The sequence below is a fragment of the Streptomyces sp. NPDC058464 genome (assembly GCF_042721035.1).
Lineage (GTDB): Bacteria > Actinomycetota > Actinomycetes > Streptomycetales > Streptomycetaceae > Streptomyces.
In genome coordinates this window covers 25,888-49,926 of record NZ_JBHXMA010000011.1, presented here as the reverse complement: position 1 = coordinate 49,926, position 24,039 = coordinate 25,888, and the positions used below count along the sequence as shown (strand labels likewise).

Sequence of the window (24,039 nt, the reverse complement as noted above, 5' to 3'; positions counted from 1 at the left end):
AGCCGGCGCGCAGGGGGCGCAACGCAGCGCCGAGTGGCGGCGAGACAGGGGGAGCCAGCGCCGGTCACACTCACGACCAACAGGGGGCGTATTCAGGGCGCTCCCCGTATCAACGCCGACACCGTGTCCTTCCGTTCTCGGAAGGGCGCCTGGTCCAGAGGTTGCGACGCTAGTGCAGGGACGTTTCAAGAGGGATGGCAGCGCTCCGGCGGAGCCGGAGGCGCACGGCGGGACCGACCGCGGTTCCTCGCCCCAGCACGCCCAGAACCCGGGCCCGACCCCGGTCGGCGGTGGTGGTGACGGCGGTGAGCGCTCCGGGCGCCCCGCCGTGTCGGCGTCTTCGGGCCCCCAGCCGACCACCACACCGACTCCGACGATCAAGCCCCCGACGGGTCCGTCCAGCGCGGGCTCGCGCATAGCCCTGCGCAACTGGCGCATCTCCACGCGCCTGGTGTCGCTGCTCGCGCTCCCCGTGGTGGCGGCGACGACGCTGGGCGCCGTGCGCATCAACCAGTCGCTCGACGACATCCAGCAGCTCGACAACATGCAGCTGCTGACGGACATGACCACGCAGGCGACCGAGCTGGCCACCGCGCTGCAGACCGAGCGCGACCGGACGGCCGGTCCGCTGGCGCACGGCGGATCGCCCACGGGCGCCGCGATCAAGGGTCTGGAGGACCAGACCGACCGCGCCCGCGAGAACTTCCTCAACGCCTCCGAGGAAATCGACACCGCGAGCAAGAACGGTCAGCTCCAGGGCGTCCGCGACAGCCTCGTCGGTCTGGCCGGCCAGCTGGACGACCTCGCGAAGATCCGCAAGGACGCCTACCAGCAGAACGAGAACTCGACCCAGACGGTCGAGGCCTACCACCGGCTGATCACCCAGCTGATCGACCTCTCCCAGGACATGGCGCAGGCCTCCAGCAACCCGGAGATGATCCAGCGCACCCGCGCCCTGGCGGCGTTCTCCACCGCCAAGGAGTACGCGTCCGTGCAGCGCGCCGTCATCGCCGCGGCCCTGCCCGCCAACGGCACGAGCGCCGGCGACCTCTCCGAGAACGACCGCCTCTACGGCGAGTCCGCCCAGGAGAGCGAGACCTCCGAGCTGACGATCTTCCGGAAGATCTACGCCGGCAACGCGGCCGACCTGCTCAGCCCGATCGACGGCAACAACCCGACGATCGAGGCCGCGGACACCTACGCCAAGCGTGCGCTCGGCGCCCAGAACGGTCTGAACGAGCTCAGCAAGCGCTCGTACCTCGACTGGGTCGACGACAGCTCGACCAAGATCGACCAGATGAAGAAGATCGAGCACACGCTGCTCGAGGACATGGAGCAGAAGGCCCGCGAGCTGCGTGCCTCCTCCGAGCAGTCCGCCATCATCTCCGGTGCGCTGATCCTGCTCGTCCTCGGTGTGTCGCTGGTCGGCGCCTTCATCGTGGCCCGCTCCATGATCCGCTCGCTGCGCCGCCTCCAGGAGACCGCCACCAAGGTCGCCCAGGACCGCCTGCCCGAGCTGGTCAAGCAGCTCTCCGAGTCCGACCCGCAGGACGTCGACACGTCCGTGGAGTCGGTCGGTGTGCACTCCCGGGACGAGATCGGCCAGGTGGCCGCGGCCTTCGACGACGTGCACCGCGAGGCGGTCCGCCTCGCCGCCGAGCAGGCCCTCCTCCGGGGCAACGTCAACGCGATGTTCACCAACCTCTCGCGCCGCTCCCAGGGCCTCATCCAGCGTCAGCTCTCGCTCATCTCCGAACTGGAGTCCCGCGAGGCCGACCCGGACCAGCTGTCCTCCCTCTTCAAGCTCGACCACCTCGCGACGCGTATGCGCCGTAACGGTGAAAACCTCCTGGTCCTCGCCGGTGAAGAGCCCGGCCGTCGCTGGACCCGCCCGGTCCCGCTGGTCGACGTGCTCCGCGCCGCCGCGTCCGAGGTGGAGCAGTACGAGCGCATCGAACTGGCCGCCGTGCCGACCACCGAAGTGGCCGGCCGCGTGGTCAACGACCTCGTGCACCTGCTCGCCGAGCTCCTCGAGAACGCCACCTCGTTCTCCTCCCCGCAGACCAAGGTCAAGGTGACCGGTCACGCGCTGCCCGACGGCCGCGTCCTGATCGAGATCCACGACACCGGTATCGGCCTCTCCCCCGAGGACCTCGCGGCGATCAACGAGCGGCTCGCCTCGCCGCCCACCGTGGACGTCTCGGTCTCCCGCCGCATGGGTCTGTTCGTGGTCGGTCGTCTGTCGCAGCGCCACGGCATCCGTATCCAGCTTCGCCCGTCCGACTCCGGTGGTACGACCGCGCTGGTCATGCTGCCGGTCGACGTCGCCCAGGGCGGCAAGAAGCCGGCTCCCGGCAAGCCCGGTGTCCCGGCCCAGTCCGGCGGCCCGGCGGCCGCGCAGGCCGCGGCCGGTGCGGCCGCCGCCCGGCGGGGCAACGGCCAGGGTGGCGGTGCCGGTTCGCTCGGCGCGGGTGCTCCCGCTCCGGCGCTCGGCGGCGCCTCGGCCGGCGGACGCGGTGGCGCCCTCGGTTCCGGTGCTCCCTCCGGTGGCGGGCTGCTCGGTGCCGGTGCGGGTCCGCGCGGCCAGGTCGGCGGCGGCCAGGGTCCCCGGGCCGCGCTGCCCGGCGCGGGCCAGAACGGCGGCCGTCCGGGTGCGCCGGCCGGCGGGCGCGGCCAGCAGCAGGGCCGACCGAACGCGGGTGCCGGTGCCTTCGGCAACCAGGACGCGTTCGGCAACTCGCAGGGCTCCTTCGGCGGCCAGGACGCCTTCGGCAACCGCGCCCCGGTCCCGCCGCAGCGCTCCGCGAACCCCTCCGACCAGGGCCGTCAGCCCCAGCTGCCGCCGCGCGGCGGCCCGCGGGCCGAACTGCCCGGCGGCAACCCGCAGGCGGGCCGTCCCAGCTGGAGCGACGACAACGCCCAGCCGCCGCTCTCCCGTGCCTCGCTGGACACCCCGCGCGGCCACGACGAGCAGGACCCGACCCACACCGCGCCGATGCCCCGCATCGACGACCGGCAGGGCCTCGGCGCCACCTCGCAGATGCCGGCGATCCCCCAGGCCCCGTCGACCGGCGAGTTCCCGCGCCCGGACTTCAACGCGCCGAACGGCGTGCAGAACACCGGCTCCTTCCCGCGACCGGGCACCACCGGACCGCAGGACACCGGTTCCTTCCCGCGCCCGAACGTCAACGGCCAGCACGACACCGGGTCGTTCCCGCGGCCGGGCACGACGGGACCGCAGGACACCGGTTCGTTCCCCCGCCCGAACGTCAACGGCCAGCAGGACAACGGCCAGTTCGTGCGCTCCGATGTCTTCGGAACGCCGGCCGGACCGCAGAACGGCTCCCAGAACACCGGGCAGTTCGCGGCCCCGCAGGCCTACGACAACGGTTCCACCGGTCAGTTCGCCGCGCCGTCCTTCGACGGCGGGTCCACCGGGCAGCACTCCCTGCCCGGTGGCCAGAACGGCTACGCGAGCAACGGCCAGAACGGCAACGGTCAGTACGGCACCGGCCAGTTCGAGCGTCCGGGGACCAACGGCCGCGGCATGGACTTCGGTACGCCGCAGCGTCCGCCGGTCCCGCCCGCGCCGCCGGTCCGCCAGGAGCCGGAGGCGCTGCCGCCGGCCAGCGGTCCCGGTGACGGTCGTACCCCGCTGTACGACACGCTGGAGACCAACTGGTTCCACGGCGGCCAGCAGGAGCAGCAGCGCCCGCAGAGCAACGGCAACGGTTCGGCGGCGTCGATTCCGCCGATCCCGCCGGCGCCCTCCCAGCCGCCGGCCCCCGCCGCCGCGGCCCCCCAGCGTCCCGCCCAGGCAGCCTGGCGCACCTCCCCGAACGACGACCTCGTCCGGCAGGCGGAGCGCGTACGGCAGCCGGCGGCGGGCGGTGTCACCACCTCCGGTCTGCCGCGCCGGGTGCCCCGGGCGAACCTCGTTCCGGGCACGGCACAGCAGCAACAGCACCACACCGGTCCGCAGGTCTCGCGTGCGCCTGATGACGTCCGCGGCCGGCTGACCAATCTCCGTCGGGGTATCGCGCAGGGCAGGCAGGCCGGCAACGGCCCGCAGACCGGCAGCTTCCCGAGCCCCACTCACCAGCAGGAGCGTTAGTTGAGTCCGATGAGCCAGGCGGCACAGAACCTCAACTGGTTGATCACCAACTTCGTGGACAACACCCCAGGGGTGTCCCACACCGTCGTCGTGTCCGCCGACGGTCTCCTTCTGGCGATGTCCGAAGGCTTCCCACGTGACCGCGCCGACCAGTTGGCGGCCGTCGCGTCCGGGCTCACCTCGCTGACGGCCGGGGCCTCCCGGATCTTCGAGGGCGGCAACGTGGCGCAGACGGTCGTCGAGATGGAACGCGGCTTTCTCTTCCTGATGTCCGTCTCCGACGGCTCGTCCCTCGCCGTGCTGGCCCACCCGGAGTGCGACATCGGCCTCGTCGGCTACGAGATGGCACTGCTGGTCGACCGCGCGGGCGCGGTGCTCACGCCCGACCTGCGCGCCGAACTGCAAGGCAGTCTGCTCCACTAGACCGCCTGGATCCAACCCACCTCACCAAATCACCGTCCGGCCGCCACAATCCCCCCACCGGCCACGTCCGACGGCACGACTGACCGACTTGCTGTCCCGCCCGGAGGAACGATGACCCCGCCCACCGCCTCTCATGATCCGTACGCGGAGCCGTACGGGGACGAGGGCGACCAGCCGCTGGTACGTCCTTACGCGATGACCGGCGGCCGGACCCGGCCGCGCTATCAGCTCGCCATCGAGGCGCTGATCAGCACGACGGCCGACCCGGCAGCGCTCATGGGGCTGCTCCCGGAGCACCAGCGCATCTGCCACCTGTGCCGTGAGGTGAAGTCGGTGGCCGAGGTCTCGGCGCTGCTCGCCATGCCGCTGGGTGTGGCCCGGATCCTGGTGGCCGACCTCGCCGAGGCCGGCCTGGTCGCCATCCACCAGCCGGGCGGCGACGAGAACAACGGTGGCGCACCTGACGTGACGCTGCTCGAAAGGGTGCTCAGTGGACTTCGCAAGCTCTGACGGAGGTCGGGCCACCACCTCCGCGAAGATCGTGGTGGCGGGCGGCTTCGGCGTCGGCAAGACCACGTTCGTGGGAGCGGTCTCCGAGATCAACCCGCTGCGCACGGAGGCCGTGATGACGTCCGCCTCGGCGGGCATCGACGACCTGACCCACACCGGGGACAAGACCACCACCACGGTGGCCATGGACTTCGGCCGTATCACCCTCGACCAGGACCTGATCCTGTACCTGTTCGGCACCCCCGGTCAGGACCGTTTCTGGTTCATGTGGGACGACCTGGTCAGGGGAGCCATCGGCGCGGTGGTGCTCGTGGACACCCGGCGCCTGGCCGACTGTTTCCCGGCGGTGGACTACTTCGAGAACAGCGGCCTGCCGTTCGTCATAGCCCTCAACGGCTTCGACGGACACCAGCCCTACACACCCGAAGAGGTGCGCGAGGCGCTGCAGATCGGGCCGGACGCACCGATCATCACGACCGACGCCCGGCACCGCGCCGACGCGAAGAGCGCGCTGATCACGCTGGTCGAGCACGCCCTCATGGCGCGCCTGCGGTAGCCGTGACGGCGTAGCCAAGTCCGTCATCGTGTACGGCAGTTGTCGTATGGAAACCGGAGCCGACTGTGGCCTTTGACACGGTCGGCTCCGGTGTTCATAACGTTTCGGCAGAGGAATCCAGTGGTATCGCCACGCGTCGCGGTCGCGCGGTGCCGCTCCGCTCACATTGGCCCCGCCTTTTGGCGGGGCTCGCTCTTTATGACCGTTTTATCTGGGGCTTACATCAGCGCTCTCTGCCCCAATGGACTGTTTGGAAGTGCACCGGACCACGTGCTGGAATGCCTGAACTGCCCAATAGTCAACGACGTACTGAGTAGTGGTCTGAGACACACCGGGCTCTGAGAGACTGCGGCACGACGATAGGTGCCCGCCGCCGAGAGGTTGTTGGTCGAGTGAGGCGAAGCAAGAACGGTCCCGAGCCGTCGGCACGGGGCAACTTCACCCCGCCGCCGCGCGCTGCGGCGCCCACCCCTGTGCCAGCCGCGGAACCACCGGCCGCGCCCGCGAAGAGCGGCGGCCGCTTCTCCCCGCGGAACTGGCGAGTGCCGACCAGGCTGAACGCGATTCTGCTCATACCCGTGGTCGTCGGCCTGGTCATGGGCGGCTTCCAGGTGAAGAGCTCCATCGACACCTGGCAGGAGGCCCGGGACGCGGAGAACACCGCGCGCCTGGTCCGCGCCGCCCTCACCTACGGCGACGCCCTCTACAACGAGCGTGACGTCAGTGCGGCACCGCTGCTCCTGGACAAGGACAAGAAGACGGTCACGGAGGCACGCGCCGAGACCGACAAGGCCGCCGACGCCTTCGACGCGGCCGTGCAGAACATGCCGCAGAAGCCGGGCCTGGAGCGCCGGCTGAAGCTGTTCCGCGAGGAGGAGCCCACCCTCACGAACCTGCGTGCCGCCGCGTACACCAGCAAGCTCGGCGGTGTGAAGACCGAAGAGGGTTACACCCTGGTCGCCCACCCGCTGATGGAGTTCGCCAACGAGCTCGGTCTGGGCACCGGAAACATCACCTCCTACGGCCGCACCGTCTACGCCATCGCGCTCACCAAGGCCTCCCTGTCGCTGGAGCGGTCGATCGGCATGCACCTGCTGGTCAAGCCCGGCCCGGACGCCGGCAACCTGGCCAACCAGCGGGTCGCTCTCTCCTCGTACGCCTACCTCGAGGGCATCGCCGTCGAGGAGTACATCGGCGGTGGTACCGAGGCGGACGCCCAGAAGCTGACCGACCTCTCGAAGAAGATCAAGACCGACGGCGCGGCGCTGGTCCAGCAGGCGAAGGCCAAGGACCCGAACTACGTGGCCCCGCCGTCCGGCGACAACGCCATGGTCACGGCGCTGGCCACCCTGCAGGACACCGCCCCCTCCACCCGGCAGGCGCTGGCCGCGAAGGGCATCACCGCCGAGAACTGGTGGACGGTCAACACCCTCAAGTACCAGGCCTACCGCACGATCGAGTCGGACATGGCCGACAAGGCGGTGAGCGAGGCCTCCAGCATCGCCGACGACGCCAAGACCTCCGCGTTCATCACCGCCGCCGCGGTCATGGTCGCCCTGCTCGCCGCGTTCATCCTGGCCGGCATGGTGGCCCGCCAGATGTCCCGCTCGATGCGCCAGCTGCGCAACGCCGCCTTCGGTATCGCCGAGCAGCGCCTGCCGATGCTGGTCGACCAGCTCTCCCGCACCGACCCCGGCCGGGTCGACACCCGGGTGGCACCGATCCCGATCACCTCGACCGACGAGATCGGTGAAGTCGCCCGCGCGTTCGACCAGGTCCACCGTGAGGCCGTGCGGCTCGCCGCCGAGCAGGCTCTGCTGCGGGGCAACATCAACGCGATCTTCACCAACCTGTCGCGCCGCAACCAGTCGCTGATCGAGGGCCAGCTGACCCTGATCACCGACCTGGAGAACAACGAGGCCGACCCGGACCAGCTGGAGAACCTCTTCAAGCTGGACCACCTGGCGACCCGTATGCGCCGCAACGGCGAGAACCTCCTCGTCCTCGCCGGCGAGGAGCCCGGCCGCCGCTGGGACCAGCCGGTCCCGCTGGTCGACGTGCTCCGCGCCGCCTCCTCCGAGGTGGAGCAGTACGAGCGCGTCGAGCTCTCCGGCGTCCCGGAGGCCGAGATCCACGGCCGCGCGGTCACCGACCTCGTGCACCTGCTCGCCGAGCTCCTGGAGAACGCCACCACGTTCTCCTCGCCGCAGACCAAGGTCCGCGTCACCGCGACCCGTCTCCCCGACGGCCGCGTCATGATCGAGATCCACGACAAGGGCATCGGCCTCACGGCCGAGGACTTCGCGGACATCAACCACAAGCTGGCCAACCCGCCGACCGTGGACGCCGCGATCTCCCAGCGCATGGGCCTGTTCGTGGTCGGCCGACTGTCCGACCGGCACGGCATCCGGGTCCAGCTGCGCCCCTCCGGCGAGCAGGCCGGTACCACCTCGCTGGTCATGCTGCCGGACGCGATCACCCACGGCGGTGGCGGCGAACAGCAGCTGGACCGCGACGAGTTCACCGTCTCGCAGATCATCCCGGAGCAGCAGTTCCAGGCCGAGAACTTCGGCCAGCCGCAGCTCCAGCCGATGCGTACGGCGGCCGAGCTCGGGTTCGACGACAGCCGCTACATCGAGGTCCCCGACGACATCCGCGACCTGGACCCCGTGGGCCGCTCCCTGATGCGCGAGGAGCGCCGTGCGGCCCTGGAGGCCCAGGCGCAGCCCACGCAGGGCGCAGAGCTCCCTCAGGCCCCGCAGGAGACCGCTGAGATCCCGGCGTACGTCGACGAGTTCGACAGCGGCCGCCAGGGCTACGGCACGAACGGTACGGGCTTCCAGGAGCAGCCCACGGGCTACGACGGGCAGCCGGCGTACCAGGAGCAGTCGCAGGCCGCGTACGACGAGCAGTACTACGCGCCCAACGGCGGCCTGCCGCAGAACGACACGTTCTCGCCCGACGCGTTCTCCGTCAACGGCGGCTACCCGGAGCCCGCCTATGCGGAGCCGGCTCAGGAGGAGCCCGCGGCCGCGCCCGCCGAGGCGTTCGCCGCCTTCGGCGAGCAGGCCTACCAGGACGACTGGCCGCAGCAGGACGGTTACACGAACGGCTACCCGGCCCAGTACGCTCCGGAAGCGGAGTCGGCGCAGGCCGGTGACGTGGCCGAGCGGAACCGCGTAGGCTTCGACCGTCCGGGAGCGGCCCCCTCAGCGGGCCACCAGCTGACCGACGCGGGGCTGCCCCGCCGGGGCTCCGGCGGCGCGAACGGCGCGGGTCCCGTGCAGCAGGCCTCTGCTCCGGCGGCTCCGGCACCGGCGGCCTCCGCTCCGGAGCCGGCCGGTGACAACTCCTGGCGTTCGCAGAACGACGAGCGCTGGCAGCAGGCCTCGGCGCTGCGGAGGCCCAAGGCGGGCGGGGTCACCTCCTCCGGTCTGCCCAGGCGGGTACCCAAGGCCAACCTGGTCGAGGGAGCCGCCGAGAGCACCCCTCAGGGAGGCCCACAGGTCTCCCGCGCCCCGGAGGACATCCGGGGCAGGCTGAGCAACCTGCGTCGCGGCGTCGAGCGCGGGCGCAACGCAGGCAGTGAAACGAACGGCCAGGGCTTCGGTCCTGACAGCACCTACAACCAGGAGCGTTAGTGTGAGCCCGATGAGCCAGGCGGCACAGAACCTGAACTGGTTGATCACCAACTTCGTGGACAACACCCCGGGGGTGTCCCACACGGTGGTGGTCTCCGCCGACGGACTCCTTCTGGCGATGTCCGAAGGCTTCCCCCGCGACCGCGCCGACCAGCTCGCGGCCGTGGCTTCCGGTCTGACGTCCCTGACGGCAGGCGCCTCCCGGATCTTCGAGGGGGGAAGCGTGAATCAGACGGTTGTGGAGATGGAGCGGGGATTCCTGTTCATCATGTCCGTTTCCGATGGATCGTCGCTGGCGGTCCTGGCCCACCCGGAGGCCGACATCGGCCTGATTGGGTACGAGATGGCCCTTTTGGTGGACCGCGCGGGCACCGTTCTTACCCCGGATCTGCGCCAGGAACTCCAAGGAAGCCTTCTCAACTAACAGTCAGACGGTGCGTTTTGGCGTCCCGGGGCCGTAAGGTTTCGGGACGCGGCTCCACAAGGATGGGTGCCCGGCGCGGTCGGAGGAGGAGAGAAAGTGGCAACACCCCCAGGCGGTTCTAATAACGGCAACTGGTCGTACGGGCCTGCGCAAGGCCAGGGCGACGGTTCCGGGAACCGGTACAACTTCCCCTCCACGCCGAGCCACCGGCAGCCGTACGCACCGCAGGGCCCCGGTCCCTCGCCGTACGACCAGCCGCCGGCGCCGCGCATCCAGCCGGTGCAGCCGCAGCGGCGCCCCGAGCCGGCGCCGGCCTCGGGGTCCAACAACCCCCTGGTGCGTCCGTACGCCATGACCGGTGGCCGGACCCGCCCGCGGTACCAGCTCGCCATCGAGGCGCTGGTGCACACCACCGCACAGCCGCACCAGATGCAGGGCCAGCTGCCCGAGCATCAGCGGATCTGCAACCTCTGCCGGGAGATCAAGTCGGTGGCCGAAGTCTCGGCCCTCCTGTCGATCCCACTCGGCGTGGCCAGGATCCTCGTCGCCGACTTGGCGGAGGCAGGCCTGGTCGCCATTCATCAGCCCGGCGGCGACGAGAACGCCGGTGGCCAGCCAGACGTGACACTGCTCGAAAGGGTGCTCAGTGGACTTCGCAAGCTCTAGCGGCGGTCCTTCCCGCTCCACCACCTCCGCGAAGATCGTGGTGGCGGGCGGCTTCGGCGTGGGCAAGACCACGTTCGTCGGGGCCGTTTCGGAGATCAACCCGCTGCGCACAGAGGCCGTGATGACGTCCGCGTCTGCCGGCATCGACGACCTCACCCATACCGGGGACAAGACGACCACCACGGTCGCCATGGACTTCGGCCGTATCACCCTGGACCAGGACCTGATCCTGTACCTGTTCGGCACCCCCGGCCAGGACCGCTTCTGGTTCATGTGGGACGACCTGGTACGAGGCGCGATCGGCGCGATCGTCCTGGTCGACACCCGCCGCCTCGCCGACTGCTTCCCCGCGGTCGACTACTTCGAGAACTCGGGCCTGCCCTTCGTCGTCGCCCTCAACGGCTTCGACGGCAGCCAGCCCTACAACCCCGAAGAGGTCCGCGAGGCCCTGCAGATCGGGCCGGACACGCCGATCATCACGACGGATGCGCGGCATCGTGCCGATGCGAAGTCGGCGCTGATCACTCTCGTGGAGCACGCCCTGATGGCTCGGCTCCGTTAGGTTCGGCCATTGGGCTGCCACGGCTGGCCGCTCGCCGACTGCGGGTAGTCCGTGGCTTGTCGCGCCCACGCGGCGGAGCCGCACATAGATGCAGTCCCGCGCCCCTTGAGGGGCGCGTTCCGGGCCCCTTCATCGGAGGGGCCCGAACTGTTTCCATCTTTTCTCCGCCGCAACGGCGCTCGGCCCGACGGCGGTGTCCGGCGGCGCCGAACCCGGTCCGGCACCCCTGGCGCGCACACGGAGAAGGGCCCCTCTCAAGCCAGAGGGGCCCTTCTCCTACGTGCTGTCGGCTGAGCGGCGCGGCCTAGCCGTGCCAGCTGTGCGGGGCGCGGAAGCCGTTCTCGCGCTCCAGGCGGCGCCAGCCGGCCTTGGCGCGGCCGCGGTGGGTCTGCTCGGTGTCGGCGGTCGGCCGGGCGGCCGCGCGGGCCAGGAGGACCGCCGTTATGGCGGCGACTTCCTCCGGGTCGGCGTTGCCCTTCTCGACGCGGATGTCAGGCACGTTCATGGGTGTCAGTCTCCGTGAGAGAGGTTTCCGCAGGATTACTGCGGGGGGTTGCCGTGCTTACGGGACGGCAGGTCGGCGTGCTTGGTCTGGAGCATCGCCAGCGACCTGGCGAGTACCTCGCGGGTCTCGGCCGGGTCGATGACGTCGTCGACCAGGCCGCGCTCGGCCGCGTAGTAGGGGTGCATCAGCTCGGACTTGTACTCCTTGACCATGCGGGCCCGCATGGCCTCGGGGTCCTCGGCGGAGGCGATCTGCCGGCGGAAGATCACGTTGGCGGCACCTTCGGCGCCCATGACCGCGATCTCGTTGGTCGGCCAGGCGTACGTGAGGTCGGCGCCGATCGACTGGGAGTCCATGACGATGTAGGCACCTCCGTACGCCTTGCGCAGGATCAGGGAGATCCGGGGCACGGTCGCGTTGCAGTAGGCGTAGAGGAGCTTCGCGCCGTGGCGGATGATCCCGCCGTGCTCCTGGTCGACACCGGGGAGGAAGCCCGGTACGTCCAGGAATGTGACGATCGGAACATTGAAAGCGTCACACATCTGCACAAAGCGCGCAGCTTTTTCGCTCGCCTCGATGTCCAGGACGCCGGCCAGCACCTGCGGCTGGTTGGCGACGATGCCCACCACCTGGCCGTCGATCCGGGCCAGCGCGCAGATGATGTTCCGCGCCCAGCGCTCGTGGACCTCCAGGTACTCGCCGTCGTCGACGATCTCCTCGATGACCTTGGCCATGTCGTACGGCCGGTTGCCGTCCGCCGGGACCAGGTCGAGGAGGACGTCGCTGCGGCGGTCGACCGCGTCCGTGGACTCGACGCGCGGCGGGTTCTCGCGGTTGTTCTGCGGGAGGAGGGAGAGGAGGTAGCGGACCTCCGCGATGCAGGTCTCCTCGTCGTCGTACGCGAAGTGGCAGACGCCGGAGGTCTCCGCGTGGACGTCGGCGCCGCCGAGCCCGTTCTGGGTGATCTCCTCGCCGGTGACCGCCTTGACGACGTCCGGGCCGGTGATGAACATCTGCGAGGTCTCGCGGACCATGAAGACGAAGTCCGTGAGGGCGGGCGAGTAGGCCGCGCCGCCCGCGCACGGGCCGAGCATCACGGAGATCTGCGGGATGACGCCGGAGGCCTTGGTGTTGCGCTGGAAGATGCCGCCGTATCCCGCGAGGGCGGAGACGCCCTCCTGGATGCGGGCGCCGGCGCCGTCGTTCAGCGACACCAGCGGGGCACCGGCCGCGATGGCCATGTCCATGATCTTGTGGATCTTGGTGGCGTGGGCCTCGCCCAGCGCGCCGCCGAAGATCCGGAAGTCATGGGCGTAGACGAAGACGGTACGGCCCTCGACCGTGCCCCAGCCGGTGATGACACCGTCGGTGTACGGCTTCTTGGCCTCCAGGCCGAAGCCGACCGCACGGTGCCGGCGCAGCTGCTCGACCTCCTGGAAGGAACCCGGGTCCAGGAGCAGCTCGATGCGCTCCCGGGCCGTCAGCTTGCCCTTGGCCCGCTGCGCCTCGGTCGCCTTCTCGCTGGGTCCCGCCACCGCCGCCGCACGGATCTCGTGCAGCTCGGCGACCCGCCCGCGCGCGTCCGTCGGCTCACCGGTGGGCTCGCCCGTCGTCTCTTCCAAAACGGTCATGTAGCGACCTTACGAAGGACACCAAGGAATGCGAGACGTCGACTCCGTACAGTCTCCGACGCGTTTTCCTGGAACCACTGAACAGAACCAGAACGGCATGCAGCCGTTCCGACTGCTCAGGGGGCCTCGCCGTTGTAGGGGTACCACAAAGGCATCGACTGAGACGCGCCTCACATTCCCCGGCCGCCCATACCACCCGCGGAGTGACACAGGACTCCGGACGGCGGTTCACCCACACGGAGCCTAGCCGCTCCCGCCAGCGGGTCCCGGCCGCGATACCGGTCGGCGCGACACTACGGTGAGTAATGCCCGCGACACGCGAACCGATGATGTTGAAGGTTGAATGGAATAGGTCTACGGTGTCTCTCGTTGAGTTCGTTGAACGTTAAACATCAAGGCCGCGCCTTCCGTATGTACCGCTTCGAAGCCGCGACCCGTCCCCCCAAGGAGCACCTCATGGGCATCTTCGGCCGCAAGAACGACGAGACGACCGCCGCCGGCACCGGCGCCGACACGGCCGCGCTGACCGGCGACTACACGATCGACCCGGCGCACACCACGCTCGGCTTCGTGGCCCGCCACGCGATGGTCACCAACGTCAAGGGCAGCTTCCAGGAGTTCGAGGGCACCCTGCACCTGGACGGCGAGAACCCGTCGAAGTCCACCGCCTCGCTCGACATCAAGATGGCGAGCATCACCACCGGCAGCCCCGACCGTGACGGTCACCTGAAGTCGGCGGACTTCTTCAAGATCGACGAGTTCCCGACGATGACCTTCCGCTCCACCGAGGCGGAGGCCCTCGGCGGCGAGGACTACCGCATCACCGGCGACCTCACGATCCTCGGTGTCACCAAGCCGGTCACCATCGACCTGGAGTTCAACGGCGCCGCCAAGGACCCGTTCGGCAACGAGCGCGTCGGCTTCGAGGGCAAGGCCGAGATCAAGCGCTCCGACTGGGGCGTCACCTGGAACGCGACGCTGGAGACCGGTGGCGTCCTCGTCTCCGACAAGATCAAGCTGAACTTCGACATCTCGGCGATCAAGAACGCGTGACCCCGCGGCGCCGTACCGCCGGCCCCGATCACGACCACTGAGCGCCGCCCTCCACTCCCCTGAGGGCGGCGCTCGGCCATGTCCGTCCGGATGTCCCGGGTGCCGTGTCCTAGTAGTCGAGGCTCGCGTACCAGTCGCCGCGCCCCCGCGGGGTGAGGTCGAGGAGGTGCCACACGGGCGTCAGCAGGTCGATGCCGCGCTCCTGGATGTCCTCGGCCATGCGCGGATGGGCGGAGTAGGTGTGCCGGACGGTGCCGTCGCCCGCACGGGTGAAGACGGAGACCGTGGAGTCCTGCGCGCCGTCCTTGTCCTCGCTGCCCAGGTCGTACTTGAACGTGCTGTCACCACAGCTGAGCAACCGCAGCCGGTGCCAGCCGCGATCGCGGGCGTACTGGCGGAGGGTGGGCGGGTCCGCGGCCGCGGCGACGACCAGGTCCGCGTTCCGCGCCAGGTGGTGGGCGATGCCGTTGTAGCCGTCGATCCACATCGTGCACATCGGGCAGGCGCTGGTCTGGAGCTTGCCGTACATGAAGTGGTAGACGATCAGCGGCCGTTCGGGGCCGGAGAACAGCTCGCTCAGCGCGACCTCGCGCACCGGGGTGTCCCCCGCGTCGAGGTCGGCGGGCCCTTCGAGGAAGACGTAGTCGTCGACGGCCGGCCCCTGCGGGAGCGCCCGCCGCAGCGCCGCGACCTCCTCCCGGCGCCGCATCAGCTCGATCTCGGCCAGCCGCAGCTCCTCGCGGGCGCCGACATACTCCTCGGTCTCCCCGGCCAGCCTCGTCTGCCGCACCATCGCGTCCTCCTGGGGTAGGCGTCCCCCGTGACGGTCCTTCGAGTCTAGGGCGGCGGCCCCGGTCACTCCCGTCGAGGCGCGGGCGCCCCGGTCCGTGGCGGCGGACCGGGGCGCTCGTCGCGAGCGTCAGGCGACCGCCTCGGCGGCGTCCCGGATGAGGTCGGCGACGACCCTGGGGTGGCTGAGCATCACGACGTGGGACGAGTCCGGCACTTCGACGACCTTGCGCGCGTTGGCGCGGCCGTACATCCAGCGCTCGCAGGCCGGCGGGATCGCCTTGTCCTGGCCGGCGACCAGCCCCCACGTCGGGATCGTCTTCCAGGCCGCGGCCGTGGTCGGGTAGGTGAAGGAATCGGCGTCGAACGGGCGCTGCGTGGCCTGCAGGACCCGGAAGTCGGCGGTCGAGATGTCGGCGGCGAAGGCCGCCTGGCCGTCCTTGCTCAGGTACAGGTCGGTCCCGGTCGTGCCGTCGGCCTTCGTGTACGGCACCGGCACGCTCACCGGCAGGACCTCGCTGCCGGGGAACTTGCCGATGAGGTCCCCCTGCGTCTCGCCCACCTCGGGCACGAACGCCGCGATGTAGACCAGCGCCTTGACGTTGCTCTTCCCGGCAGCGGCATTCGTGATGACCGTGCCGCCCATGGAGTGCGCCACCAGCACGACCGGTCCGCTGATCGAGTCCAGCAGACTCGCGGTGTAGGGGGCGTCGGTCGGAATGCCCCGCAGCGGGTTCGACCCGCAGACCGTGGTGTAGCCCTTGTCCTGCAACCTGTGGATGGTGGCGTTCCAGCAGGACGAATCGGCGTAACCGCCGTGCACCAGCACGATCGTGGGCTTCACTCCCGGCTTCTCCTTGCCGGAATCGGCGGGGGCCGCCGCGTCGGCCGTTCCTTCGGAGCCGGCTGTCAGCGCCGCCGCCCCGGCCAGCGCCGCTCCGGCGGCCAGTACCTGACGACGGGAAACCTCGGCACTCATGGGACTCCTCACGCATAGGGGTCGGGTCAGGCCACACACGGCCGAATGTGATCGGTGTGGCATGTCACGGACCCTATGAAGACCGTTTTTGCGGTGGCACCCGTCAAATGACCCAGATTCCGGGGGCGGCGAACCGGCTGGTCGCGGCGTCTACAGGGATTCGGCGCCCGCCCGTACCCCGGGGCGTGCCGCCGCCCTCCTGCGCGGCACCGGCAGCAGCCACCACGCCGACGCCACCGACAGGACCGCGCCCACCGCGATGCCCTCCAGGCGGGTGGGGAGGAGATGGAGGGCGTCCTGGCCGAAGTAGCCGAGGAGGAGGGACAGGGCGCAGGTCATGCCGGCGGCCCAGTAGGCGTAGGTGAGGGGGCGGAGCCAGAGGGCGATCGCGAGGGTCGTGAACATCAGGGCCACCGCGGTGCGGCCCGTGACGCCGGCCTCCGCGACGCCCGCCGCCAGGAACGTGCCCACGCAGGCGCCCGCCAGGCGCTCGATGCCCTTGCGCAGGACGTCGGTCCGGCCGCGGTTGCCGCTCGCGGCGACGTAGGCGGTCAGCACGACCCAGGGCCAGTGGTCGTCGAAGAGCAGGTGGCCGAGGGTGAAGGCGGCGGCGATCGCGGCGGCCATCTGGACGGCCATGCGGCTGCTCGGGCGCGGGTGGAGGCGGGAGGGGCGTGGGGGAGGCTCGGGGGCCGGGGCCGCGCGCCAGGGGCCGAAGCGGTCGCCCAGGGCCTGCACCAGCCACACCGAGCAGCACGCCATGAGCCCGACCAGCGCGGACCAGCCCCAGGTCACAAGGCCGCTCTGCGCCTCTGGCGGTAATGCGGGGCCGGGGACCACCAGCAGGGCCACCAGGGGCAGGGCCAGCAGCGTGCCCGCCTTGGTGGCGAGCGGGCCGTAGCGGCGGATCCAGATGGCCAGTGCCATGCCGGCCGTGTAGACGGCCGCGCCCGCGGCGTAGTGGGAGGCGAGCAGCCGGCCGACGAAGATCGAGGCGGCGGCTGTCACGGGCAGCACCACCAGTGACATCAGCCGTCGGCGGGTGTCGGCGGTGCGCTGGCTGGAGGCGAGGGTCAGGGTGAGGGCGACCGCGAGGACCAGCACGTCGGTGTGCAGCCCGGCGGCCCCCTCCAGTACCAGCGCGGCTCCCCAGGAGAGCAGCACGGCCGTCATCGTCAACCCGGCTTCGTACGCGTTGCGTATGAGTTTTGCGGTCACCTGATGCAGAGTACGGGATGGTTGCCGGATAGATAGTAAGTAATAGCGTACGATCAAGCTCATGGAGCATCTCGCCGAAGCCGCCCGTGTCCGTCGTGCCGTCCTCCGGTTCAACCGTCGGCTGCGGCAGGAGCGCGGGGACGGGAGCCTCAGTCCCAATCAGCTGTCGGTGCTCGGCCATCTGTACCGGCACGGGCCGTCCACGCCCGGCGAGGTCGCGGCGGCCGAGCGGCAGCGGCCGCAGTCGCTGACCCGGGTCTTCGCGGAGCTGGAGGCGGAGGGGCTGGTCGGACGGGCGCCGGACCCGACCGACCGGCGGCAGTCCGTGCTGAGCCTGACCGAGGCGGGACGGCGTGCGCTGGAGGACGACATGGCCCAGCGGGACGCCTGGCTGGCCGGGGCGTTCGGGGCGCTGGGCGAGACCGAGCGCGGGGTGCTGCTGCTCGCCGCCGGTGTGCTGGAGCGGCTGGGAGGCCTGGAGTAGCCGGCGCGGCTCAGAAACCGCCGCCGAAGTCCCCGCTGTCCCCGCCCCCGCCGCCGAAGTCGCCGCCCCCGCCGAAGTCCCCGAAGTCCCCGGGGTCGAAGTCCGCGCCCGACATGTCGCCGCCCTGGTAGCCGCCGGCGCCGAAGTCGCCGTACCCGGTGCCGTAGTCGGCCGCGTAGGCGGGCGCGGACATCCAGCCGCCCAGGGCCGTGCCGAGGAGGAGACCGGGGAGGATGCCGCCGCCGAAGTAGCCGCCCGCCCAGGGGCCGTAGGCCGGGCCCGCGTCCCAGTAGGGGCGGCGGCCGTAGTCGGTGTCGACCTCGCGGACCACCGGGTCGCGGCCGTCGGCCAGGCGGGTCGCGTCGGCCGCGCAGACCGGGACCTCGCGGGGTGCCCCGCCGGGCGGGATCCAGCTGGCGTCCGTGACCGAAGGGCCGTGCCGGGGGTCGAAGAAGCAGGGCGGGCGGCGCTCCGGGAGCGGGCGGCCCTCGCGGCGGGCGGCCAGCTGGGCGAGCGAGAAGCGGCCGTCCTCCAGGGCCTGGGTGACCCCGCGGACGTCCTCCGGTCTGCGGGCCTCGGCCATGGCGGACTTCGCCTGCTCGTAGGCGTTCAGGGCGCGCTCGTAGTCGGCGCGCATCGCGTCGTCGGCGCCGGGCTCGGCCGGGTGGAAGTCGAGGCGGTCCAGTTCCTCGCCGAACGCGGTGATGTCCTCGTCCACGACCACCCGGAGCCGGTCCAGGGCGGCCCGCTGCTCCTCCTCGTGGCGCCGGCGGTTACGGCGGACCAGCGCGTAGGCGCCCGCCCCGCCGGCCACGACCACGGCCCCGATCGTGATCAGCGCCGTACCGGAGACGCCCGAACCGCCCGAGCTGCCGCCGCCCCAGGCCGCGGGGGCCTTGCCGCCCATGTTGGTCAGGGCGCGGTCGGTGAAGTCGGTCAGCTGGGTCTTGGCGGTCTCGCCCTGGACGCTGGTCACCAGGTTCTGCACGGCCGTCCGGGAGAGCACCGAGGAGTCGGCGCGGGCGTCGAAGCGGTCGCCGAGGCGGATCGCGTAGAGGCCGGTGACGCCGGTGGCGGTGCGCAGGTTCGTGAAGAGGTCCTGGGTGGGGTAGCCGGCCGGCAGGACGGCGATGAACAGAGGTTTGTCGGCGTCCTTGATCTGCCGGGCCAGGGTGTCGGCGTCGGCCGTGGAGAGCTGGGCCGCGGCCGCCGGGTCGACGTACACCGGGTTCTTGCGCAGGGCGTCCGCGATCGCCGAGACGCCGGTGACCGCGGTCGCCCGCGGGGCGGACGCGGTCAGGGCGACCAGCGCCAGCGCCAATGCCAGGAACAGCAGCCCCGGGAGGCTTCGGGTGGTCCGTCGCACCGCCTTCATGCTTCGAAACTACCCCGAAGCCTCCCAAAGAGCGCTCTCCCTCTACGCTGCCCGGTACGCCTCCGTCAGCTTCTCCACCGCCGCGCCGTACTTGCCGGTCAGCAGCAGGTGGTCGGCGTCGGCGAAGGGCTTGGAGACGGCGGCCGTGATCGACTGCCCGATCTTCGCCTGGACCAGCAGCCGCGCCTTGGCGACCAGCTTCCGGCCGGCCGCGTCGGAGCCCGCCCGTTCAGCCGACCTCGCGGCCGCGCCGAGCGACTTCAGGGTGGCCTCGCCGCCCTTGGGGGCCCTGGTCAGGGTGGTCAGACCCCAGCCGTAGGGGTACTGCGGGTCGTAGGACGCGTCGCCCACGTTGATCGGCAGCTGCGCCTCGGACTTCGGCCAGGTGACCGGGAGCTGCCCGGTGAAGGCCTTCTTCCCGTAGAGCACGTCGGCCACGCCGTCGCCCTCGGTGCCCGGCAGCCAGGACGCCACCAGGGAGTCGATCTCGCCGAGCCGGTCGCCGATCAGCTGCGGGCGCCCGGAGACGATCAGCACCGCGCACTTCATGGCCGCGCACACCTTGTCCACGGCGGCCTGGTCGGCCGGGGTCAGCGTGAGGTCGTTTCCGTTGCCGACGTCTCCGACGCCCTCGGCGTACGGGGTCTCGCCGACCACGACCACCCCGACGTCGTAGCCGCTCGTCGGCGCCGAGGCGTCCTTGGAGTAGGTGACGTCTCCCCCGGCGTTCTTCATGCCCTGGAGGATGGTGGTGCCGGTGGTGTGGGTGCCGGACGCGCCCTGCCAGGTGAGGGTCCAGCCGCCGGTCTGGTTGCCGAGGTCGTCGGCGTTGGACCCGGCGACGTACACCTTCTCCGACTTCTTCAGGGGCAGGACGCTGTCGGAGTTCTTCAGCAGCACCTGGGACTCGGCGGCCGCCTGCCGGGCGACGGCCCGGTGCTTGGCGGAGCCGATCTGCGCGGCACCGCTGGTGTCGGCGTACGGGTGCTCGAAGAGGCCCAGCCTGAACTTCTGGGTGAGGATGCGGGAGACCGCGTCGTCGATGCGCTGCTCGGTGACGGTGCCCGCCGTCACCTGGTCGGTCAGGGAGGCCGTGAAGTCCTTGTAGCCGTACGGGACCATCATCATGTCGACGCCCGCGTCGACGGCCGTGCGCACGTGGGCGGCGTAGTCGCCGGGGAGCTGGTCCATGGCGTTCCAGTCGCTGATCACGAAGCCCTGGAAGCCCATCTGCCCCTTGAGCACCCCGGTGATCATGTCGGTGCGGGCGTGCATCTTCACCGGGCCCTGGCCGTCGCCGACGATGTCCAGGGAGGAGTAGGAGGGCATGACGGTGCCGATGCCCCGGTCGACGGCGGTCTGGAACGGTGCCAGGTGGACGGCCTCCAGCTGCTGCCGGGTGACCGTGGTGACGCCCTGGTCGACGGTGTACGACCCGGTCGTGGAGGAGCCGTAGGCGGTGCCGCCGTCGCCGACGAAGTGCTTGGCGGTGGCGAGGACCTTGTCGTCGTCCTTGAGGTCACGTCCGTCGGCGCGTCCCTGCAGGCCCTGGATGATGGTCTCCATGGACTTCACCAGGGCCGGGTCCTCGCCGAAGGACTCGTAGGAGCGGCCCCAGCGTTCGTCACGGCTGACGCAGAGGCAGGGCGCGAAGTCCCAGGGGATGCCGGTGGCGCGGACCTCGGAGGCGGTCACCGCGCCGGTCTTCTCGGCCAGTCGGGGATCGCGGGTGGCGCCGATGCCGATGTTGTGCGGCATGATCGTGGCGCCGGCCAGGTTGTTGTGGCCGTGCACCGCGTCGACGCCGTAGATCAGCGGGATCTGGTACCGGGTCGCCTGCGCCCGGAGCTGGAAGGAGTCGATCATCTGCGCCCAGGCCGCGGCCGTGTTGGGCGTGGGGGTCGAGCCGCCGCCGGAGAGCAGCGAGCCGAGGTCGTACGCGGTGACGTCACCGCCGGTGCCCACCGCACCGCGCTCGGCCTGGGTCATCTGGCCGACCTTCTCCGCCAGGGACATCCGCGAGAGGAGATCGGCGACCCGCTTCTTCACCGGCAACTTGCTGTCCAGATACGGCAGTCCGTGCGCGTCGATGACCACCTGCGGGGTCTCGGCGGGGGCCTTGGCGCCGGTGACCGTGAGCTTCAGCGGGATGGTCTCCGCCGATTCGGCCGAACGGTCCTTCAGCGTCGGCACCTTGATGGTCTGCGTGGCCCCGGAGGCCGTGCCCGCGGGGAAGGTGAGGGTGCCGGAGACCGCCTGGTAGTCCTTGCCGGCGTCGGCGGTCCCGCCGGACGTCTCGTAGGCGACGGTGACCGGGTCGTCGATCGGAGCCGAGCCGGTGGTGGCGACGGTGACCTTCACGGTCGCCGTGCCGCCCTCCTTGACCGGGTAGACGGCCGCGTCCGTGGTGACGGAGGCCCGCAGCGCCTGGTCCGCCTTGCCGTACAGCTCCACGTCGTCCATGGCGAACTGGCCCTTGAGCCCGACGGGGAGGGTGACCGCGTAGCCCCACATCTGGGTCAGGCCGAGGACGTGGTCGATGCCGCCGACCGGCTGGTAGTCGGTCCGGTAGACGAAGTCCGAGAACGGGATCTCGATCTGCTTCCAGCCGGTGAAGTCGTCGGTGAACGACGTCGTCCACAGCTCGGAGGCCTCGCCGTTGGCGCCGCCGTCCTTGATCTCGAAGGCGATCTTCTTGCCGTTGTCCTGGCCGTCCCACCAGAAGCGGATGCCCTGGTGGGCGGACCAGTCGTGGGCGGGCTCGGTGGCCGCGTAGTCGTGGGTGAAGCCGCCGTAGCCGCTGATGTCGTACGTCCCCGAGAGGACCTTGGCGCCCTCGGGCGCGTCGGCGCGGTCGGCGAACTGGAGGGCGGGCGGGTCGTCGCTGTCGCTCCCCCAGGTGAAGATGCCCTCGGCGGGCTGGGAGGCGAAGGGGACCTCGCCCTCGAAGTGGTCGACGGGGGTGGGGGCCGGGTCGTCGGCGGCGCTGGCGGCCGACAGGGGGATCAGGGCTGCGAGTAGGGCGGTGGAGACGAGCAGGGCGGCTCTTGGCATGGACCTTCCCTCGACTCTCTGGTTCACTCGGGGCTCTCACAGTTCACTCATGGCTTAGATCACGACGTGAGTTAACTAACGGCTCGCACACCCGTCAAGACGTCCCGTCAGGAAGGGCGATGTGCCCATGCGAAGCACCCCCCACGTGCCGACGAGAAGAACACGCCGTACGCTCCGGCTGGCCCTCGCCGGACTGCTCACGGCGGCCGGTTTCAGCGCCGTCGTGCCGCCGGCGCACGCGGCAGGCGAGCAGGTCACCGCGTACCTCACCACCACCGACGACTCCGCCGGACGCCATGTCACCCGCGGGCTCCAGGCGCAGACGCCGTTCGCCTTCTCCGCCGGGACCGGCGGCAGCGGCACGAACATCACCGTCGACGAGAACACCCGCTACCAGACCTTCACCGGCGGCGGCGCGTCCTTCACGGACACCGCGGCCTGGCTGATGAACAGCAGCGGGGCGCTGTCCCAGGCCACCCGGGACGCCACCATGCAGAAGCTGTTCTCGCCGACGAACGGCATCGGGCTGTCGTTCCTGCGCAATCCGATGGGCGCCTCGGACCTGGCACGGTACGGGTACACGTACGACGACGTACCCGCCGGGCAGAGCGACCCGAACCTCAACAGCTTCTCCATCTCGCACGACCTCGCGGACGTCGTGCCGCTGACCAAGCAGGCGCTCCAGCTGAACCCCTCTCTGACTGTCATGGCCTCGCCATGGACGGCACCGGCCTGGATGAAGGACAGCGGCTCGCTCAACGGGGGCTGGCTCAAGTCGGAGGACTACGCCGCCTACGCCGCATACTTCGTGAAGTACCTCCAGGCGTACCAGGCGCAGGGCGTCAACGTCTCCTACGTGACCCCGCAGAACGAGCCGACCTGCTGTTCCGGCTACCCGTCGATGAGCTGGAACGCCTCCGGGCTGCAGTACTTCCTCAAGAACGACCTGCTGCCGCAGCTCCAGTCGGCCGGCCTGTCCACCAAGGTCCTCGCGCACGACTGGAACTGGGACGTATACGACTCGTACGCGGCCGCGCTCGTCAACGACTCGACGATCCGCAACCACCCCAACTTCGGCGGGATCGCCTGGCACGGCTACGGCGGTGACGTCTCCGAGCAGACCACCGTGCACAACCAGTACCCGACGCTGGACGCCTTCGGCACCGAGCACTCCGGCGGCACCTGGGTCGCCAACCAGCAGAAGGAGGACATGTCCAACATCATCGACTACACCCGCAACTGGGCGAAGTCGGTGACCAAGTGGTCGCTGGCCGTGGACCAGAACATGGGCCCGCACAACGGCGGCTGCGGCACCTGCACGGGCCTGATCACCGTCCACAACGGGGACGGCGCCAGCGGGACGGTCGACTACACCGTCGAGTACTACGACATGGGCCACCTGACCAAGTTCGTCCGGCCCGGCGCGCAGCGGATCTCCTCCACCGCGTCCACCACCGTGCCGAACGTGGCCTGGCGCAACCCGGACGGCTCGAAGGCGCTGATCGCCTACAACGACTCGTCGAGCGCGCAGACGGTGACCGTCAACTGGGGCTCGCAGCACGCCACCTACTCGCTCCCCGGCAAGACCTCGGCGACCTTCACCTGGTCCGGCACCCAGTCGGGCGGCGGCAGCCAGACGGGGGCCTTCGTGGGGCTCGCGAACAAGTGCCTGGACGTGGCGGGCGGTGCGACCGCCAACGGCACGGCCGTCCAGCTCTACGACTGCAACGGCTCCACCGCCCAGCAGTGGACCGTGCAGTCCGACGGGTCGGTCCGGGCGCTCGGCAAGTGCCTCGACGTGACGTCGGCGTCGACGGCGAACGGCGCGAAGGTGCAGTTGTACGACTGCAACGGCACCGGTGCGCAGCAGTGGTCGTACAACTCCTCGACGGGTGACGTGGTCAACGCGGCGGCCGGCAAGTGCCTGGACGTCACGGACAACTCGTCGGCGAACGGGGCGCGGGCGCAGATCTGGTCCTGCACCGGGGCGTCCAACCAGAAGTGGCACCTCCAGTAAGGCCCTCGCCCACCCACCACCCGACTCGGTCGGGAGAG

General features: G+C 70.6%; 18 protein-coding genes. 11 read left to right on the top strand and 7 right to left on the bottom strand.

All coding sequences use genetic code 11. From position 1 onward, the window contains the following. Positions 1–172: 172 nt before the first annotated feature. The 8 genes from ACFWPQ_RS16815 (at position 173) to ACFWPQ_RS16780 (ending at position 10,896) form a co-directional block, all read left to right on the top strand. A complete protein-coding gene (locus ACFWPQ_RS16815; protein WP_384034506.1) occupies positions 173–4,114 on the top strand; it encodes a nitrate- and nitrite sensing domain-containing protein in 3,942 nt (1,313 codons plus the stop codon). Between the two features lie 9 nt (positions 4,115–4,123). Further along, the gene (locus ACFWPQ_RS16810; RefSeq protein WP_003973453.1) at positions 4,124–4,537 is read left to right on the top strand and encodes a roadblock/LC7 domain-containing protein; all 414 of its coding nucleotides are present in this window, start codon (positions 4,124–4,126) and stop codon (positions 4,535–4,537) included. Between the two features lie 111 nt (positions 4,538–4,648). Further along, positions 4,649–5,047, top strand: coding sequence for a DUF742 domain-containing protein (locus ACFWPQ_RS16805; protein WP_019058642.1), 399 nt, complete (start codon positions 4,649–4,651; stop codon positions 5,045–5,047). Further along, a complete protein-coding gene (locus tag ACFWPQ_RS16800) occupies positions 5,028–5,603 on the top strand; it encodes an ATP/GTP-binding protein (RefSeq protein WP_046729249.1) in 576 nt (191 codons plus the stop codon). Before ACFWPQ_RS16805 ends, ACFWPQ_RS16800 begins: the two co-directional genes overlap by 20 nt. A 392-nt stretch (positions 5,604–5,995) precedes the next feature. Further along, entirely contained in the window at positions 5,996–9,244 is a 3,249-nt protein-coding gene (locus tag ACFWPQ_RS16795) for a nitrate- and nitrite sensing domain-containing protein (RefSeq protein ID WP_384034503.1), read from the top strand. Between the two features lie 10 nt (positions 9,245–9,254). Next, positions 9,255–9,668, top strand: a complete 414-nt coding sequence (locus ACFWPQ_RS16790; RefSeq protein WP_093825739.1) for a roadblock/LC7 domain-containing protein — start codon at positions 9,255–9,257, stop codon at positions 9,666–9,668. A gap of 96 nt (positions 9,669–9,764) precedes the next feature. Beyond that, positions 9,765–10,334: a DUF742 domain-containing protein gene (locus tag ACFWPQ_RS16785; protein ID WP_089098549.1), complete on the top strand. Its 570-nt coding sequence runs from the start codon at positions 9,765–9,767 to the stop codon at positions 10,332–10,334. Next, positions 10,315–10,896, top strand: coding sequence for an ATP/GTP-binding protein (locus ACFWPQ_RS16780; protein ID WP_123973912.1), 582 nt, complete (start codon positions 10,315–10,317; stop codon positions 10,894–10,896). The genes ACFWPQ_RS16785 and ACFWPQ_RS16780 overlap by 20 nt, the downstream gene beginning before the upstream one ends. Before the next feature lie 304 nt (positions 10,897–11,200). Here ACFWPQ_RS16780 and ACFWPQ_RS16775 read toward each other — a convergent pair whose 3' ends face one another. Further along, entirely contained in the window at positions 11,201–11,401 is a 201-nt protein-coding gene (locus tag ACFWPQ_RS16775) for an acyl-CoA carboxylase subunit epsilon (protein ID WP_046729245.1), read from the bottom strand. A gap of 35 nt (positions 11,402–11,436) precedes the next feature. Beyond that, positions 11,437–13,032 carry an acyl-CoA carboxylase subunit beta gene (locus ACFWPQ_RS16770; protein ID WP_384034500.1) on the bottom strand — a complete coding sequence of 532 codons (1,596 nt, stop codon included), beginning with the start codon at positions 13,030–13,032 and terminating at the stop codon, positions 11,437–11,439. Between the two features lie 456 nt (positions 13,033–13,488). On the opposite strand from ACFWPQ_RS16770, the gene ACFWPQ_RS16765 reads away from it, so the two are divergent. Next, positions 13,489–14,085 (top strand): YceI family protein, encoded by a 597-nt coding sequence (locus tag ACFWPQ_RS16765; RefSeq protein ID WP_384034496.1) that lies wholly within the window; start codon positions 13,489–13,491, stop codon positions 14,083–14,085. Positions 14,086–14,194: 109 nt separating this feature from the next. On the opposite strand, the gene ACFWPQ_RS16760 is transcribed toward ACFWPQ_RS16765, so the two are convergent. The 3 genes from ACFWPQ_RS16760 to ACFWPQ_RS16750 form a co-directional block, all read right to left on the bottom strand. Then, complete coding sequence (locus tag ACFWPQ_RS16760) at positions 14,195–14,878, bottom strand: DUF899 family protein (RefSeq protein ID WP_384034494.1); 684 nt, start codon at positions 14,876–14,878, stop codon at positions 14,195–14,197. 126 nt (positions 14,879–15,004) lie between these two features. Further along, a complete protein-coding gene (locus tag ACFWPQ_RS16755) occupies positions 15,005–15,853 on the bottom strand; it encodes an alpha/beta fold hydrolase (protein ID WP_384034491.1) in 849 nt (282 codons plus the stop codon). A 150-nt stretch (positions 15,854–16,003) separates the two neighbouring features. Next, complete coding sequence (locus ACFWPQ_RS16750) at positions 16,004–17,071, bottom strand: FUSC family protein (protein WP_384034488.1); 1,068 nt, start codon at positions 17,069–17,071, stop codon at positions 16,004–16,006. 61 nt (positions 17,072–17,132) lie between these two features. On the opposite strand from ACFWPQ_RS16750, the gene ACFWPQ_RS16745 reads away from it, so the two are divergent. After that, positions 17,133–17,555: a MarR family winged helix-turn-helix transcriptional regulator gene (locus ACFWPQ_RS16745; protein WP_384034485.1), complete on the top strand. Its 423-nt coding sequence runs from the start codon at positions 17,133–17,135 to the stop codon at positions 17,553–17,555. Between the two features lie 10 nt (positions 17,556–17,565). Here the strand turns inward: ACFWPQ_RS16745 and ACFWPQ_RS16740 are convergent, their stop codons facing one another. Next, positions 17,566–18,930, bottom strand: a complete 1,365-nt coding sequence (locus ACFWPQ_RS16740) for a hypothetical protein (protein WP_384034482.1) — start codon at positions 18,928–18,930, stop codon at positions 17,566–17,568. A 42-nt stretch (positions 18,931–18,972) separates the two neighbouring features. Beyond that, on the bottom strand, positions 18,973–21,984 hold the full coding sequence (locus ACFWPQ_RS16735) for a glycoside hydrolase family 3 N-terminal domain-containing protein (protein ID WP_384034479.1): 3,012 nt from the start codon (positions 21,982–21,984) through the stop codon (positions 18,973–18,975). Between the two features lie 127 nt (positions 21,985–22,111). Here ACFWPQ_RS16735 and ACFWPQ_RS16730 point away from each other — a divergent pair, with 127 nt between their 5' ends. Continuing rightward, positions 22,112–24,001: a ricin-type beta-trefoil lectin domain protein gene (locus ACFWPQ_RS16730; RefSeq protein ID WP_384034477.1), complete on the top strand. Its 1,890-nt coding sequence runs from the start codon at positions 22,112–22,114 to the stop codon at positions 23,999–24,001. Positions 24,002–24,039: the final 38 nt, after the last annotated feature.